Source organism: Salipiger marinus, from assembly GCF_900100085.1.
In the GTDB taxonomy this organism is placed as follows: domain Bacteria; phylum Pseudomonadota; class Alphaproteobacteria; order Rhodobacterales; family Rhodobacteraceae; genus Salipiger; species Salipiger marinus.
In genome coordinates this window covers 15,425-29,952 of sequence record NZ_FNEJ01000013.1, presented here as the reverse complement: position 1 = coordinate 29,952, position 14,528 = coordinate 15,425, and the positions used below count along the sequence as shown (strand labels likewise).

Genomic DNA, 14,528 nt, shown 5'->3' with positions numbered 1-14,528 from the left:
ATCACCGCATGGGAAAAGGACTCCTCATGGCACAGGACAAGGCCACGTTTGCGCAGCAGAAGCAGCAGATGGCGACCGGCAAAGGTTTCATCGCGGCGCTCGACCAGTCGGGCGGGTCCACGCCCAAGGCGCTGCGGCTCTATGGCGTCGAGGAAAGCGACTATTCCGGCGAAGCCGAGATGTATGGCGAGATCCACAAGATGCGCAGCCGCATCATCACCGCGCCTGACTTCACCTCCGCCAAGGTGCTGGGCGCGATCCTGTTCGAACGCACCATGCGGGCCGAGATCGAGGGCATCCCCTCGGCGCAGTACATGTGGGAAAAGCGCGGCGTCGTGCCCTTCCTGAAAATCGACAAGGGTCTGGAAGACAAGGCTGATGGCGTGCAGCTGATGAAGCCGATGCCCGGTCTTGACGCGCTGCTGGCCGAGGCCGCAGGCACCTTCGGCATCTTCGGCACCAAGGAACGCTCGGTGATCCACGAAGCGAATGCCGACGGCATCAAGGCCGTGGTCGCCCAGCAGTTCGAGGTGGCACATCAGGTGATCGCCGCCGGTCTGGTGCCGATCATCGAACCGGAGGTGGACATCCACTCCGCCAGCAAATCCGAAGCCGAAGCGCTGCTGAAGGCGGAAATCGCCACCGCGCTCGACGCCCTGCCCGAAGGCTGCGACGTGATGCTGAAGCTCACCATCCCCAGCGAAGACGGGCTTTACGACAGCCTTGCCGATCACCCGCGCGTGGTGCGCGTCGTGGCGCTGTCGGGCGGCTATTCCACTGCCGATGCCTGCGAAAAGCTGGCGCGTCAGCCCCGGATGATCGCCTCCTTCAGCCGCGCGCTGGCCGAAGGCCTGTTCCGCCAGCAGTCGGATGCAGAGTTCAACGCAGCGCTTGGCGGCAATATCGACAAGATCTATCAGGCCTCGCTCTGACCCGCTGAACAGCCCCAAAACACGACAAAGGCCCGGCCGCCGCGCGCGCCCGGGCCTTTTTGTGCCTGTGCTTCTTCTGACCAGAAATATCCCGGGGTCCGGGGGAGAGCCCCGGCCTGCGCCTCAGCCCAGTTCGCCAAGCGCCGGAAAGGTCTCCAGCAGCCAGAAGGAAAAGGAGGTGAAGGCGCCGGTCAGCAGCATCAGTCCCACCGCCACCAGCAGCAGCCCCATGACCTTCTCGATCAGGGCCATATGCCGCTTCATGCGGTTCATCAGCCCCATGGCCCGGCTCAGGAACACCGCCGCCAGCAGGAAGGGCAGACCCAGACCCAGCGCGTAAACCCCCAGAAGCAGCGTGCCGCGCGCCACCGAAGCCTCGGTGGCGGCCAGCGACAGGATCGCCCCCAGCTGCGGCCCGATGCAGGGCGTCCAGCCAAAGGCGAAGGCCAGCCCCAGCAGATAGGCGCCAAAAGCCGATCCGCCCGCATCGCCCGTGTCGATCCGCGCCTCGCGGTCCAGAAACGGAATGCGGAAGACATGCAGGAAATGCAGGCCGAACACGATCACCACCACGCCCGAGATCCGCGCCAGCAGCACCTGATTCTGCAGAAAGAACATGCCCAACCACGAGGCGGTGAAGCCAAGGATCAGAAAGACCGTCGACAGCCCCATGACAAAGAACAGCGCGGTGACAAAGGCGCGCAGCCGCGCCCGCCCGCCCGCCTGCATCTCTGACAGGCTGACCCCGGACATGAAGGCCAGATAGGGCGGCACGATGGGCAGCACGCAGGGGCTGAGAAAGGAAATCACCCCCCCCAGCAGGGCCACGGCCATGGCGGGCAACAGACTCGCGTCGATGATCTCGATTCCAAACATGCCAGACCTTTAGGCGATCCCGGCGCAGCCGTCACGCGGCGCAAGGTCACATCCCCGTATCCGCCGCCTGCCCCGCCTGCAAAAACGCCCCGGCACAGGGCCGGGGCGCAGGGTCGTCATATCATGCCGGGGCTCAGCGGCTCATCGCCCACCAGCCGCGCCGCTTGGGCTTGCCATCTTCCGAGCCGTCGCCGTCGGACTCCTCGGTGTCTTCGGCAGTCGCAGGGTCAGACCCCTCCTCAGCCGCCACAGGCTCCGGCGCAGGCTCTGCTGCCGCTTCAGGTTCCGCAGCAGGTGCAGGTTCCGCGACAGGCGCAGGCTCTGCGGCCAGCTCGGGCTCTGCAACAGGCGCAGGCTCGGCAGCAGGTGCCGGTTCAACGGCCTCGGGCTCCGCCGCCACTTCGGGCTGCGGCGCGGGGGCAGGCTCGGCCGTCACGGGCTCTGCGGCAGGTGCCGCCTCGGCCTCGGGCTCGGCAACCGGCATCGGCGCGGGCGGCTCGTCGGGAAGCGCGGTCATCACCGGGCTCTGCTCCGCCACTTCCGCCGCTGCGGGCGCTTCGGCCTGCGCCGCCTCGGGAGCCGCGTCCGCCGCCTCCTCGGTCACCGTCTCCACCTTCTTGCGGCTGCGCGAACGGGTGCGCCGCTTCGGCTTCTCGGTCTCGGCAGGCGCTGCCTCAGCCTCGGCGGCGGCGGGCGCCTCCTCGGCGGGGGCCGCGTCCACAGGGGCAGTCACCGGCTGCGCGGGCGTCTCACGGTCGGAATCGTCGCTGTCGCTGTCGTCATCGCTGTCATCACCCTCGGATCCGGTCTCCCGGCCCTTGGAGCGCGACCGCCGCCGACGCCGACGCCGCTTCTTCGGCTTGCCGTCCTCGTCGCCTTCGGCCGGTTCGGCGCGCTGGGTCTCGGCCGGGGCCGCGACGTCGGCCTCGGCCTCCGCCTCGATCTCGTCCTCTTCCTCGGCAGCCGCGTCCTCGTCGACCTGATCCATCAGCGTGGTGTCCACCGACACCACATGCGTCACCATCTCAGGCACGGCACGGGTCGCGGTCTTGAACTTCTCCATGGTGAAGTCCGGCGACACAAGATGCACGTCGCCTTCGATGCGCACGGCCATGCCGTAACGCGCCTCGATCTGGGCGACATGTTCGCGCTTCTGGTTCATCAAGTAGTTGGCGATGCCCACCGGGCATTTCACCAGCACCTCACGCGAGCGGCGGCGCACGCCCTCTTCCTCGATCTGGCGCAGGATGTTCAGCGCCATGTTGTCATCCGACCGGATCAGCCCGGTGCCGTGACAGACGGTGCAGGGCTGGGTTGTCGCCTCGATCATGCCGGGACGCAGCCGCTGGCGGCTCATCTCCAGCAGGCCAAAGCCGGAAATCCGGCCCACCTGAATGCGGGCGCGGTCGGTCTTCAGCTTGTCCTTCAGCTTCTTCTCGACAGAGGCGTTGTTCTTGCGCTCCTCCATGTCGATGAAGTCGATGACGATAAGCCCGGCCAGATCGCGCAGACGCAGCTGGCGCGCCACCTCTTCGGCAGCCTCCATGTTGGTCTTGAGCGCAGTCTCCTCGATGGAGCCTTCCTTGGTCGCGCGACCGGAGTTCACGTCGATCGCCACCAGCGCCTCGGTGACGCCGATCACGATGTAACCGCCGGATTTCAGCTGCACCACCGGGTTGAACATGCCCGACAGATAGCTTTCCACCTGATGGCGCGCGAACAGCGGCATGCCTTCGGCGTAATGCTTCACGTTCTTGGCATGGGACGGCATGATCATCTTCATGAAGTCCTTGGCGATGCGGTAGCCGCGCTCGCCTTCCACCAGAACCTCGTCGATGTCGCGGTTGTAAAGATCGCGGATCGACCGCTTGATGAGGTCGCCCTCTTCATAGATCTTCGCAGGTGCTATGGATTTCAGCGTCAGTTCGCGGATCTGCTCCCAGAGCCGCTGCAGATATTCGTAATCGCGCTTGATCTCGGTCTTGGTGCGCTTGGCGCCTGCCGTCCGGATGATCAGCCCCGCGCCGCGCGGCACGTCGATGGACTGCGCGATCTCCTTGAGCTTGGCGCGGTCGGCGGCCACGGTGATCTTGCGCGAAATGCCGCCGCCGCGTGCGGTGTTGGGCATCAGCACGCAGTAGCGCCCGGCCAGCGACAGATAGGTGGTGAGTGCGGCACCCTTGTTGCCACGCTCTTCCTTGACCACCTGCACCAGCATGATCTGGCGGACCTTGATGACTTCCTGAATCTTGTACTTCCGCGGACGCGGCTTGCGCGCCGGACGGATGTCTTCCTCGGTGTCATCATCGGCCACGGATTCGATGCTGTCCTCGGCGCGGGGCTCGTCGCCCTCGTCCTCTTCGGCATCGTCCTGCGGTCCGCGCGCCTCACCGGCGGCGGGCGCCTCGTCGCTGTCATCCAGCGGCTCGGCCACGGGGGCCTCGGCCACCGTCTCCATGGGCGACAGCCCCTCGCTGTCCGACAGCGATGCCGAGGCTTCGGCCTCATCCGTCTCCAGATCGATGGTCTCCATGCCGCTGATGGTCTCGGAGACCTCGGCGCTCACGGTCTTGTCGCCGCTCTCGGCCTTTTCGGCCTTGGCGGCGCTGCGGCTGCGGGCGGGACGCCGGGTGCGGCCACGCTGCGGCTTGGAGCGGGACTTCTCGTCCTCCTCGTCGGCCTCGGCGGCAAGGGCGGCCTCCTCGGCCATCAGCGCCTGACGGTCAGCCACGGGGATCTGGTAATAATCCGGGTGAATTTCCGAAAAGGCGAGGAAGCCGTGGCGGTTGCCGCCGTAATCCACAAAAGCCGCCTGCAGCGACGGCTCGACCCGCGTCACCTTGGCAAGGTAGATGTTCCCTGCCAGCTGCCGCTTGTTCTCCGATTCAAAATCGAATTCCTCGACCTTGTTTCCGTCCACCACCACGACGCGGGTTTCCTCCGCGTGGGTGGCGTCGATGAGCATTTTCTTTGCCATGTTATCCGTCTGCACGGCGCATGGGCCTCCGGTCCCGCGGGACCCGGGGGCGATGCGGCGTGGCTTGTCTGGGCGAGTTGCGGCACGCAGACACGGGAAGACGCTCTGTCTTCAGCCGGGTGCCTGTATCTCGTCGCGCGCTTCATCGCGGTTCTTCTCCGACGCCTCCGGGACAGGCCCGCTGCGCCTTGTTGCGGCCCGCCGCAAGCTGCGGTCCGGGCGGTCTTTCATGGCCTCGCGGCCAGATCGGCATTCTTGGCCTTTCGGCCAGATCGGTCTGCCTGGGGTCCTCTTGCGGACGGCGCCCGGGCAGCGAAACTCTCGGGGCCTCCCCCCGCGGGGGAACAGGCCTGACAGTTACCATAGGGGCATCCCGCCCCGGATGACAATATGGAATGTGACAGCCTGTGGAAAACCTGCACCCGACCCCGCCCCCGCGCCTGCAGAAAGCCCGCGCGCGGCGGCGCGGCCCGCCACCACCTCAGCGTTTCCATTGGCTGCAAATATCCCGGGGGAGTCCGCCACAGGCGGACGGGGGCAGAGCCCCCTGTCACTCTTTCTTTGTCAGTCTGTAATGGACGGGGGCAGAGTCCCCCTTCCTTATATTCGTCCGTCCCTGACGGACGGTTCCCGCCGCGCCCGGAGGGCAGCAGGAAGACGGGGCGGCGCGCCGCCCCGTCAGCAGCGCTCAGTCGAAGGCCTTCAGCCGCTTGATCAGGCTCGAGGTGTCCCAGCGCCCGCCGCCCATCTTCTGCACGTCCTTGTAGAACTGGTCCACCAGCGCCGTGACCGGCAGTGCGGCGCCGTTTTCCTCGGCGGTGGCAAGGCAGATCGCCAGATCCTTGCGCATCCAGTCCACCGCGAAGCCATGCTCGAACTTGTCGTCCAGCATCGTCTCGTAACGGTTCATCATCTGCCACGATCCCGCAGCGCCGCCGCCGATCACCTCGACCACCGCGCGCCCGTCGATGCCTGCCTTCTCGGCAAAGGCCAGCCCCTCGGACAGGCCCTGCACCAGCCCAGCGATGCAGATCTGGTTCACCATCTTGCAGGTCTGCCCGGCGCCGCTGTCGCCGATGCGGCGACAGAGCTTGGCATAAGCGGCGATCACCGGCTCGGCGCTGTCGTAATCGGGCTGGTCGCCGCCGCACATCACCACAAGCTGGCCGTTCTGCGCGCCCGCCTGCCCGCCAGAGACCGGCGCGTCGACAAAGCCCAGTCCGTTTTCCTTGGCCACCTTGTACAGGTCCAGCGTCACCCTGGAGCTGACCGTGGTGTGATCGACAAACACCGCCCCCTCGGACATGCCGGCAAAGGCGCCCTCGGCGCCCAGACAGACGGCGCGCAGGTCATCGTCATTGCCGACGCAGGCCATGACGAACTCCGCGCCCTCCGCCGCCTCGCGCGGGGTCGGCGCCATGCGGCCCCCGAATTCCTCGACCCAGGCCTGCGCCTTGGCGGCGGTGCGGTTGTAGACGGCGACCTCGTGACCGGCCCGGGCCAGATGCCCCGCCATCGGATGGCCCATCACCCCCAGCCCCAGAAATGCGCATTTTGCCATGGTTCAAGCTCCCGTTACCGCTGCAATTGTCCCTGTTCTCCCCTCTTGCCCGCCCCTTGGCAAGGGGGCGGGGCTCCGGTAATCCCCCGACAGGCTGACAGAGGCGGAGCGCGACATGGCGACACTTTTCCGATGGCTGCTCAGGCTGACCAGCGCTGCGATCCTGCTCGCCGTGCTGGGGCTTGGGCTGGTCTATTACCTCGCCGCGCGCTCGCTGCCGGATTATGACAAGGTGCTCGCCGTGGAGGGCAGCCGCGCCGAGATCGAGATCGTGCGCGACAATGCAGGCGTGCCGCATATCTTCCCGCAAAATGACAGCGACGCCTATTTCGGGCTGGGCTATGCCCATGCGCAGGACCGGCTATGGCAGATGACCCTGCTGCGCCGCACCGCGCAGGGGCGCCTGTCGGAGCTTTTTGGCCGCCGCACGCTGGAAACCGACACGCTGATGCGCAGGCTTGATCTTTATCCGCTGGCCGTGCGGTCAGTGGCGGCGCAGGATCCGCAGGCACTGGAGGCGCTGGAGGCTTATGCCGCAGGCGTCAATGCCCGCATCGCCGAGATCAATGCCGAAAGCCTTGGCCGTGGCGCGCCGGAATTCTTCCTGTTCAACGCCCCCATCGCGCCATGGCAGCCTGCGGATTCCCTTGCCATCGTCAAGCTGATGGCGCTGCAGCTCTCTGGCCAGTTCCGCGAGGAAATCCTGCGCGCCCAGACCTCGCTGGCGCTGCCCGATCCGGCGCGGCTGCAGGACATCCTGCCCGACATCCCCGGCGCGGGCACCGCCGCCCTGCCCGATTACGCGCAGCTTTTCCCCGGCAAGACCCTGCAGCCCTTCGCCACGGCGGCGCATGAGATGGACGCGCTGTCGCCCTTCCCCGAACGCGGCCTTGCCGGGGCCTCGAACGCATGGGCCGCAAGCCCCGCCCGCTCTGCCGGGGGCGGCACGCTGCTGGCCAATGACCCGCATCTGGGCTTCACCGCGCCCTCCACATGGTATCTGGCACGGCTGGAGCTGTCCTCGGGCGGGGTCATCGGCGGCACCGTGCCGGGGGTTCCGGCGGTGATGCTGGGGCGGTCGGAACATCTGGCCTGGGGGCTGACCTCCTCCTATCTCGACGATCAGGATCTGTTCATCGAGGAGCTCGACCCCGACAATCCCGACCGCTACCGCACGCCCGACGGTTTCGCCGCCTTCGAAACGCGGCGCACCATCGTCGACATCAAGAACGAGGCGCCGGTCACCCTGACCCTGCGCTGGACCGAAAACGGCCCGGTGCTGCCGCGCAGCGCCTTCGATCTGGGCTCGATCACGCCGCAGGGCGATGTGGTCTCGCTGGCATGGACGGCGCTGGACGGGGCCGATACCTCGCTCTCTGCCGCGCTGCGGCTGATGCGGGCGCAGGACGTCGACGAGGCGCTGGCGGCTTCCGAGCTGTATGTCGCGCCCTCGCAGATGCTGACGCTGATCGACGGCGAGCGCATCGCCATGAAGCTGATCGGCACCATGCCCGCGCGCGATCCCGCGCATCAGTCGCAGGGCCGCCTGCCCAGCCCCGGCTGGATCGAAGCCAACCGCTGGCAGGGCCGCCTGCCCGACAGCGCCAATCCGCTGTTTCTGGACCCGCCCGGCGGCATCGTCGGCAACACCAACAACAAGGTCATCGACCGGCCCTTCCCCGAACATGTCAGTTTTGACTGGGGCGACAGCCAGCGGGTGATGCGCTGGCAGAGCCTGATGACCGGGCGGCAGGTCCATACCCGCGACAGTTTCATCGAGGCGCAGCTTGACACCGTGTCGCCTGCCGCACGCACCCTGCTGCCGCTGATCGGGCGCGACCTGTGGTATACCGGCGAGGCCGCCCCCGAGGGCACGCCCGAACGCCAGCGCCAGCGTGCGCTGGATCTGCTGGCCAACTGGAACGGCGAGATGAACGAGCACCTGCCCGAGCCGCTGCTCTATGCGGCATGGCTGCGGGCGCTGCAGGACCGGCTGATCCGGGACGAGATCGGGCCGCTTGCCGACAATTACACCCATGTGGAGCCGCTGTTCATCGAACGGGTGTTCCGCGACATCGACGGCGCGGGCGTGTGGTGCGACGTGATCCGGTCGGTGGTGGTGGAAACCTGTTCCGACATCGCGCGCATGGCGCTGGACGATGCGCTGGTCTGGGTCGGCGAACGCCATGGCACGGCGCTGGAATCGCTGCGCTGGGGCGATGCGCATCAGGCAGCGCACGAACACCCGGTTCTGGGCAACGTGCCGCTGCTGCGCTCCTTCGTGAACATCCGGCAAAGCACCTCGGGCGGGGATTTCACCCTGCAGCGCGGGCGCACCTCGGGGCGCGATCCGCAGCCGTTCAGCAACGTGCATGGCGCAACCTATCGCGGCGTCTATGATTTCGCCGATCCCGACAGTTCGGTCTACATCCTGTCCACCGGCGAGTCGGGGCATTTCCTGTCGCGCCATTACGACGATCTGGGCACGCTGTGGCGGCGCGGCGAATATCTGCCCATGTCGCTGGATCAGGATCTGGCGCGGGCGGCCTCGGTCGGCATCACCCGGCTTGTCACACCGTGACCACGCATCTGACGCGGGCAGAGGCGCAGGCGCTGGCCCGCGCCACGCTGGCGGACATGTTTCCGGGGCGGGACTGGGGTCTGGGCTGTCTGAAAAACCTTGACCAGCCGCTGCGCGCGCAGGTGTTCTGCGCCGCCCATCCCGACCGGCATCTGGTGGCCAAGGTCTATGCCCCGGCAGAGGCGTCACGCGCGGCAGCACAGGCGGCGCGGCAGGCCGAGCTGGGCCGCGCGCTGGCCGCGGGCCCGTGGCGGGTGCCGCAGGTGCTGGGCTTTGACGCCGACAGGCTGGTGATGGTGATGGACTATGCCCCCGGTGCCACCCTCGCCGCCCTCTGGCCCGGGCTCGACCCCGACGCGAAGGCGGCCCTGATGACCCGTGCGGGCGGCTGGCTTGCCGCCCTGCACGGGCTCAGCCGCAGGCAGGGCAAGCTGCGCCCGGCGCGGCAGATGGGCTGGCTTGCGCGCCGCCTGACCGAGGCGCGGGACGGTCTGCGCCCCTTCCCCGAGATGGCGGAATTTGCGCAGGCTCTGGCGCAGCTTGAGGCGCTGGTGCCAGAGCTGCGCGGCCTGCCGGTGCCGCGCGCCGTCACCCATCGCGACCTGCATCTGTCGAACCTTGTGGTGAGCGACGGCGCGCTCTGGGGGCTGGATGTGGAGAATGCGGCAGAGGATGATCCCGCGCGCGATCTGGTGGCGCTGCTGATCGATGCCGTGGCCTTGGGCGGCGACATTGCCCCGATGGCGGCAGCGCTGGCCTCCGGCTATGACGACCGCGACACGCCCGCAGAGCTGCGGCTGTTCCTGCAGCGCGCCTATGCGCTGGGGCTCTGGTGCCGCACCCCCGCGCAGCCGTCGCAGCGGCAGGCGCTGAAACTGGCAGCGGCGCGCCTGATCATAAGATCAGACGCGCCGCTTATCTAGGTAAATCAATCCGTTACAGACCGAAACTCAGACGGTTTCGAACCTTGACCGGTCCTGCACCGTCCAGCGCAGATGCAGCAGATAGCCGTCTTCGTCCTGCTGTTCGGACACCACGAAGCCCTTCTCAAAGAGCCAGGCCCGGCGCTTGCCCTCGCTGAAGCCAAGCCGCAGATCCTCCTCGATGGCGGCGCCCTGCAGCTTTTCGGTGACCGCTTCCAGAAGCACGTCCAGCCCTTCGCCGGTCAGCGCGGAGGTGGCAAAGATATGCTCCTCGCGCGCGGCCCGCGCCTGCGCGCCGTCATGTTCTTCGGGGTCGAGCAGGTCGATCTTGTTCCAGACCTCGATCATCGGCACGTCGCGGTCCACGCCAAGCGAGCGCAGGATGGTCGCCACATCCTGCGCCTGTTCCTCGGTCGCGGGATGCGAGATGTCGCGCACATGGCAGATGATGTCGGCCGCCAGCACTTCTTCGAGCGTGGCGCGGAAGGCCGCGACCAGTTCGGTCGGCAGATCCGAAATGAAGCCCACCGTATCGGACAGGATCACGTCGAGCCCGGTGGGCAGACGCACCGCGCGCATGGTCGGATCCAGCGTGGCGAACAGCATGTCCTTGGCCAGCACCTCCGCCCCGGTCAGGCGGTTGAACAGCGTCGATTTCCCGGCATTGGTATAGCCCACCAGCGCCACGATCGGGAACGGCACCTTGGCCCGCGCCTTGCGGTGCAGTTCGCGGGTCTTCACCACCTTGTCGAGCTGACGGCGCAGCCGCACCAGCTGGTCGTCGATGGCGCGGCGGTCCGCCTCGATCTGCGTCTCGCCGGGGCCGCCGACAAAGCCAAGCCCGCCGCGCTGGCGTTCAAGGTGGGTCCATGCCCGCACCAGCCGCGTGCGCTGATAGCTGAGGGCCGCCATCTCTACCTGCAGCACACCTTCGCGGGTGGCGGCACGGTCGGAGAAGATTTCAAGGATCAGCCCGGTCCGGTCCAGAAGCTTGACGCCCCATTCCTTTTCCAGATTGCGCTGCTGCACCGGGGTCACCGGGCCGTCGACCAGCACCAGTTCGGCCTCGGCCTCTTTCAGCACGGATTTCAGCTCGGCCACCTTGCCGGAGCCGAAGAGCGTCCCCGGCTGCGGATCGCGCAGCGGCACCACGGTGGCGCCCACCACTTCCAGATCCGGCAGGGCGGCGGCCAGCGCCACCGCCTCTTCCAGCGCCATGTCGGCATCCCTGCGGTCCCGGTCCCCCTTGAGGTCGGGATGCAGAACCCATGCGCGGGTCACATGCGTGTCATGTTCCTTCAAGAAGCGTCGTCGCCGTCATAAAGGTTGATGGGTTGCGACGGCATGATGGTGGAAATCGCGTGCTTGTACACAAGCTGCGACTGGCCATCACGGCGCAGCAGAACGCAGAAATTGTCAAACCAGGTGATGACACCCTGCAATTTCACGCCATTGATCAGGAAAACCGTCACCGGAACCTTGGTCTTCCGGACGTGATTGAGAAAGGCGTCCTGAAGATTCTGTCTGTCCGAAGCCATTGAGTCTAGCCTTTGTTCTTGTCTTTGCCGGTCTCGGCATTCCCCCGTCTGGGGGAGTATGTCTTGCGGGTCAGGGAACTTCCAGAGCAAAAATCCCCGAAATCACGCAACTTGCGCCGCGCGGCAGGGGGTGCCCAACCGCCGGGCAGTCAGTCGCGCCAGATGCCGGGGGTCAGCAGCACAAAGATCGCCAGCAGCTCCAGACGCCCCAGAACCATGGCTCCGGCATAGATCATCTTGGCCGTGGCGCCAAGTTCGTTCAGGATAACCGGCTGTTCTGCCGCAACCCGGATCAGCGGGCCGCAATTGGTCAGCCCCGCGATGGTCATGACCATGGCATTCTCGAAATCCAGCCCGGTCAGCGCGAAGGCCAGCGAAATGGCGGCGATGCTCATGGCGAACATCATGAAGAACACCCAGGCCACGAAGGCGCCCTGCCGCCGGATGCGCCGCGCCATCACCCCGGACCGGCCCACCGAATGCGGATGCACCAGCTTTTCCATCTCGCGCACGCCCGCAAGATAAAGCGCATAGATCCGCAGCAGCTTCACCCCGCCCGCCGTGGTGGCCACACCGCCGCCGATGATGGCAAGCCCCATCAGGATCACCCCCGGCGTTTCCAGCCCCGACCAGAAGCGCACGGCACTCCAGTCGCCGCTTTCAAAGCCGGTGGTGGTCAGGAAGGACAGCGACATGAAAAGCCCGCCCCAGAGCGCGCGCAGCCCCGCGCCAAGGTTCTGTTCGGCGCCCACGTCAAAGGCCGCGATCCAGTGCCGCAGGAACAGCGTCAGCGGCAGCGCCAGCACGATCAGCAGCCCCATGCGGAATTCCGGATCGTCGCGCAGCCGCGACCGGGTCAGGCCGCGCGTGTCGCCGGAAAAGGTCAGCCGCGACAGCGCAAAAAACAGGAAGCAGAAGATGATCATCTCTCCCGCCATGCCGCTTGGCGCCTGCGACGGCCCCGCCACGGCGGAGATCCCCGAGGTGGCCAGCGTCGACATGGCATGGATCAGCGCCAGCAGCGGCGGATCGCCCGCGATCAGCAGCAAGAGCCACAGCGCCCCGGTCAGCCCGACATAGACCGGCACCAGCCGCGAGGCGGTGGTGGCCAGCCGCTGCGAGGGATCGAACATGTCGCGCCGCGCGCTGCCTGCGGCCACCGACTGCCCCGGCTCGCCCGAGGCCGTCACCTCGAACCCGCCAAGGGTCAGCGGCGCAAGGATGGCCGCAGCGGCCACCCACATCAGCAGCCCGCCCAGCCAGCCCACCTGCGCGCGCCACAGATGTTCCGCCGCCGACAGCCGGTCGGGGGCAAACAGCGTGGATCCGGTGGTGGTGAAGCTCGACACCATCTCCACATAGGCGTTGAGAAAACTGGTGGTGCGCACCGCCTCGTGAAAGGGCACGGCAAAGACGGCGGGCAGCACCACGAAGGCGGCAAGCAGCGCCAGAAGCTGCCGCGAGGCGGTGCGGTTGTGCCGCCGCGTCGCCTGCGCGATGGTGATGAGCGTGGTCAGCACCAGCCCGACGATGCCGCCGTAAAAGAAGCTGCGCGCGTCGTGAAAGCTTTCCTCCGCCAGCGCCACGGCGGCGGGCGCGATCATCGACGCGCTGGCAAGCCCCGCCAGCAGCAGAAGAAGCGGCATGCGGGCCAGCGACGTCATGATCTAGAAGAAATCGATGCTGACCTGCAGGAGCCGCTCGACCTCCGGCACGTCTTTTGTCAGGGAAAACAGCACGATGCGGTCGCCTTCCTCGATGCGCAGGTTGCCGGTGATCTTGACCACCTTTCCCTGCTTCATCACCGCGCCCACCAGCACGCCTTCGGGGAAGTCGATCTCTCGGATCATGCGCCCGGAGATGGAGGAGGTGGACAGCACCTCCGCCTCGATCACCTCGGCCTCGGCATCGCCGATGGAATAGACCGACCGCACCCGGCCATGGCGGATATGGCGCAGGATCGAACTGACCGTGGTGGAGCGCGGGTTGATATGCGCATCCACCCCCAGCGGCTCCATCAGCGGCACCAGCGTGGGGTCGTTGATCAGCGCGATGGCCATGGGGCAGCCTTCGGCCTTGGCGCGCACGGCGGCCAGCAGGTTGGTCTTTTCGTCATCGGTGACGCAAAGCACCGCATCGGCCTTGTCGATGCCCGCCTCGCGCAGCAGCGCGGTATCCAGCCCGTCGCCATGCAGCACGATGGTGCGTTCCAGCGCGTCGGCGGCACGTTCGGCGGCGCGGCGGTCCTTTTCGATGACCTTGGCGCGGATGCGGTCGGCGCGGCCTTCCAGCGCGCGGGCCACGGCAAGCCCGACATTGCCGCCGCCCAGCACCACCACCCGCTCCTGCTTGCGCTGCGCCTTGCCGAAGATCTCCATCGTGCGGTGGATGTCCTCGGCATGGACCAGCACGTAACAGCTGTCGCCCTCGAACAGCTGGTCGCGCGGTTCGGGGGCGAAGAGCGAGCCGTCGCGCCGGATGCCCACCACCACCGAACGCAGGGTGGAAAACAGGTCGGTCAGCTGTCGCAGCGGCGTGTTCACCACCGGGCAGTTGGCATCGATGGTCAGCCCCAGAAGCTGCGCGCGCCCGTCCAGAAACACCTCCGTGTCAAAGGCGGCGGGCGCCGACAGGCGCTGCAGCGCGGCCTCCGCCACCTCCTTCTCGGGAGAGATCACCACGTCGATGGGCAGGTGGTCGCGGCGGTACAGATCGGAATAGATCGCGGTCAGGTAGCTCTGCGCCCGCAGCCGCGCGATCTTGCGCGGGATCGAAAAGATCGAATGCGCCACCTGACAGGTGACCATGTTGACCTCGTCGGAATGGGTAGCGGCGATGATCATGTCGGCATCGCGGGCGCCTGCCCGTTCCAGCACGTCGGGATAGGAGGCAAAGCCCGCGATCCCCTGAACATCCAGCGAATCCGTGGCCCGGCGGACCAGATCGGCGTTGCTGTCGACCACGGTCACGTCGTTCCGTTCCCCGGACAGATGGCGGGCGATCTGCCAGCCCACCTGTCCCGCGCCGCAGATGATGACTTTCATGCGCTCCTGCCCTTCGGCCCCAGACGTCCGACCCGCATGACACGCCCTGCGGCAGCGGTCAATCCGCCCGCCCGCGCGGGCTTTTGCCCCGCCTCG

The 14,528-nt window shown here is 67.1% G+C and carries 10 protein-coding genes; 3 read left to right on the top strand and 7 right to left on the bottom strand.

Translation table 11 applies throughout. The features are described 5' to 3' along the window. The first annotated feature begins 26 nt into the window (after positions 1 to 26). Positions 27 to 932, top strand: coding sequence for a fructose bisphosphate aldolase (locus tag BLR51_RS15385; RefSeq protein ID WP_089848589.1), 906 nt, complete (start codon positions 27 to 29; stop codon positions 930 to 932). A gap of 123 nt (positions 933 to 1,055) precedes the next feature. Here BLR51_RS15385 and BLR51_RS15380 read toward each other — a convergent pair whose 3' ends face one another. The 3 genes from BLR51_RS15380 to BLR51_RS15370 form a co-directional block, all read right to left on the bottom strand. Beyond that, positions 1,056 to 1,808, bottom strand: coding sequence for a cytochrome c biogenesis CcdA family protein (locus BLR51_RS15380; RefSeq protein WP_089848586.1), 753 nt, complete (start codon positions 1,806 to 1,808; stop codon positions 1,056 to 1,058). A gap of 133 nt (positions 1,809 to 1,941) precedes the next feature. Beyond that, positions 1,942 to 4,785, bottom strand: a complete 2,844-nt coding sequence (locus BLR51_RS15375) for an Rne/Rng family ribonuclease (RefSeq protein WP_089848584.1) — start codon at positions 4,783 to 4,785, stop codon at positions 1,942 to 1,944. A gap of 688 nt (positions 4,786 to 5,473) precedes the next feature. Beyond that, positions 5,474 to 6,346, bottom strand: a complete 873-nt coding sequence (locus BLR51_RS15370) for an NAD(P)-dependent oxidoreductase (protein ID WP_089848582.1) — start codon at positions 6,344 to 6,346, stop codon at positions 5,474 to 5,476. A gap of 115 nt (positions 6,347 to 6,461) precedes the next feature. Between BLR51_RS15370 and BLR51_RS15365 the strand changes: the two genes are divergently transcribed. Continuing rightward, positions 6,462 to 8,927, top strand: a complete 2,466-nt coding sequence (locus BLR51_RS15365) for a penicillin acylase family protein (RefSeq protein ID WP_089848580.1) — start codon at positions 6,462 to 6,464, stop codon at positions 8,925 to 8,927. Beyond that, positions 8,924 to 9,850: a phosphotransferase family protein gene (locus BLR51_RS15360; RefSeq protein WP_242656750.1), complete on the top strand. Its 927-nt coding sequence runs from the start codon at positions 8,924 to 8,926 to the stop codon at positions 9,848 to 9,850. The genes BLR51_RS15365 and BLR51_RS15360 overlap by 4 nt, the downstream gene beginning before the upstream one ends. A gap of 27 nt (positions 9,851 to 9,877) precedes the next feature. Here BLR51_RS15360 and hflX read toward each other — a convergent pair whose 3' ends face one another. The 4 genes from hflX to trkA form a co-directional block, all read right to left on the bottom strand. After that, positions 9,878 to 11,131 (bottom strand): GTPase HflX, encoded by a 1,254-nt coding sequence (hflX, locus tag BLR51_RS15355; RefSeq protein WP_207543642.1) that lies wholly within the window; start codon positions 11,129 to 11,131, stop codon positions 9,878 to 9,880. 17 nt (positions 11,132 to 11,148) lie between these two features. Beyond that, complete coding sequence (gene hfq, locus BLR51_RS15350; protein WP_089848576.1) at positions 11,149 to 11,388, bottom strand: RNA chaperone Hfq; 240 nt, start codon at positions 11,386 to 11,388, stop codon at positions 11,149 to 11,151. 149 nt (positions 11,389 to 11,537) lie between these two features. Then, the gene (locus BLR51_RS15345; protein WP_089848574.1) at positions 11,538 to 13,052 is read right to left on the bottom strand and encodes a TrkH family potassium uptake protein; all 1,515 of its coding nucleotides are present in this window, start codon (positions 13,050 to 13,052) and stop codon (positions 11,538 to 11,540) included. A gap of 3 nt (positions 13,053 to 13,055) precedes the next feature. Then, a complete protein-coding gene (gene trkA / locus BLR51_RS15340) occupies positions 13,056 to 14,432 on the bottom strand; it encodes a Trk system potassium transporter TrkA (RefSeq protein ID WP_089848572.1) in 1,377 nt (458 codons plus the stop codon). Positions 14,433 to 14,528 lie beyond the last annotated feature (96 nt).

Coding starts and splice junctions, on each gene's coding strand:
- BLR51_RS15385 (WP_089848589.1), top strand. CDS start 27: ATGGCACAGGACAAGGCCACGTTTGCGCAGCAGAAGCAGCAGATGGCG.
- BLR51_RS15380 (WP_089848586.1), bottom strand. CDS start 1,808: ATGTTTGGAATCGAGATCATCGACGCGAGTCTGTTGCCCGCCATGGCC.
- BLR51_RS15375 (WP_089848584.1), bottom strand. CDS start 4,785: ATGGCAAAGAAAATGCTCATCGACGCCACCCACGCGGAGGAAACCCGC.
- BLR51_RS15370 (WP_089848582.1), bottom strand. CDS start 6,346: ATGGCAAAATGCGCATTTCTGGGGCTGGGGGTGATGGGCCATCCGATG.
- BLR51_RS15365 (WP_089848580.1), top strand. CDS start 6,462: ATGGCGACACTTTTCCGATGGCTGCTCAGGCTGACCAGCGCTGCGATC.
- hfq (WP_089848576.1), bottom strand. CDS start 11,388: ATGGCTTCGGACAGACAGAATCTTCAGGACGCCTTTCTCAATCACGTC.
- BLR51_RS15345 (WP_089848574.1), bottom strand. CDS start 13,052: ATGACGTCGCTGGCCCGCATGCCGCTTCTTCTGCTGCTGGCGGGGCTT.
- trkA (WP_089848572.1), bottom strand. CDS start 14,432: ATGAAAGTCATCATCTGCGGCGCGGGACAGGTGGGCTGGCAGATCGCC.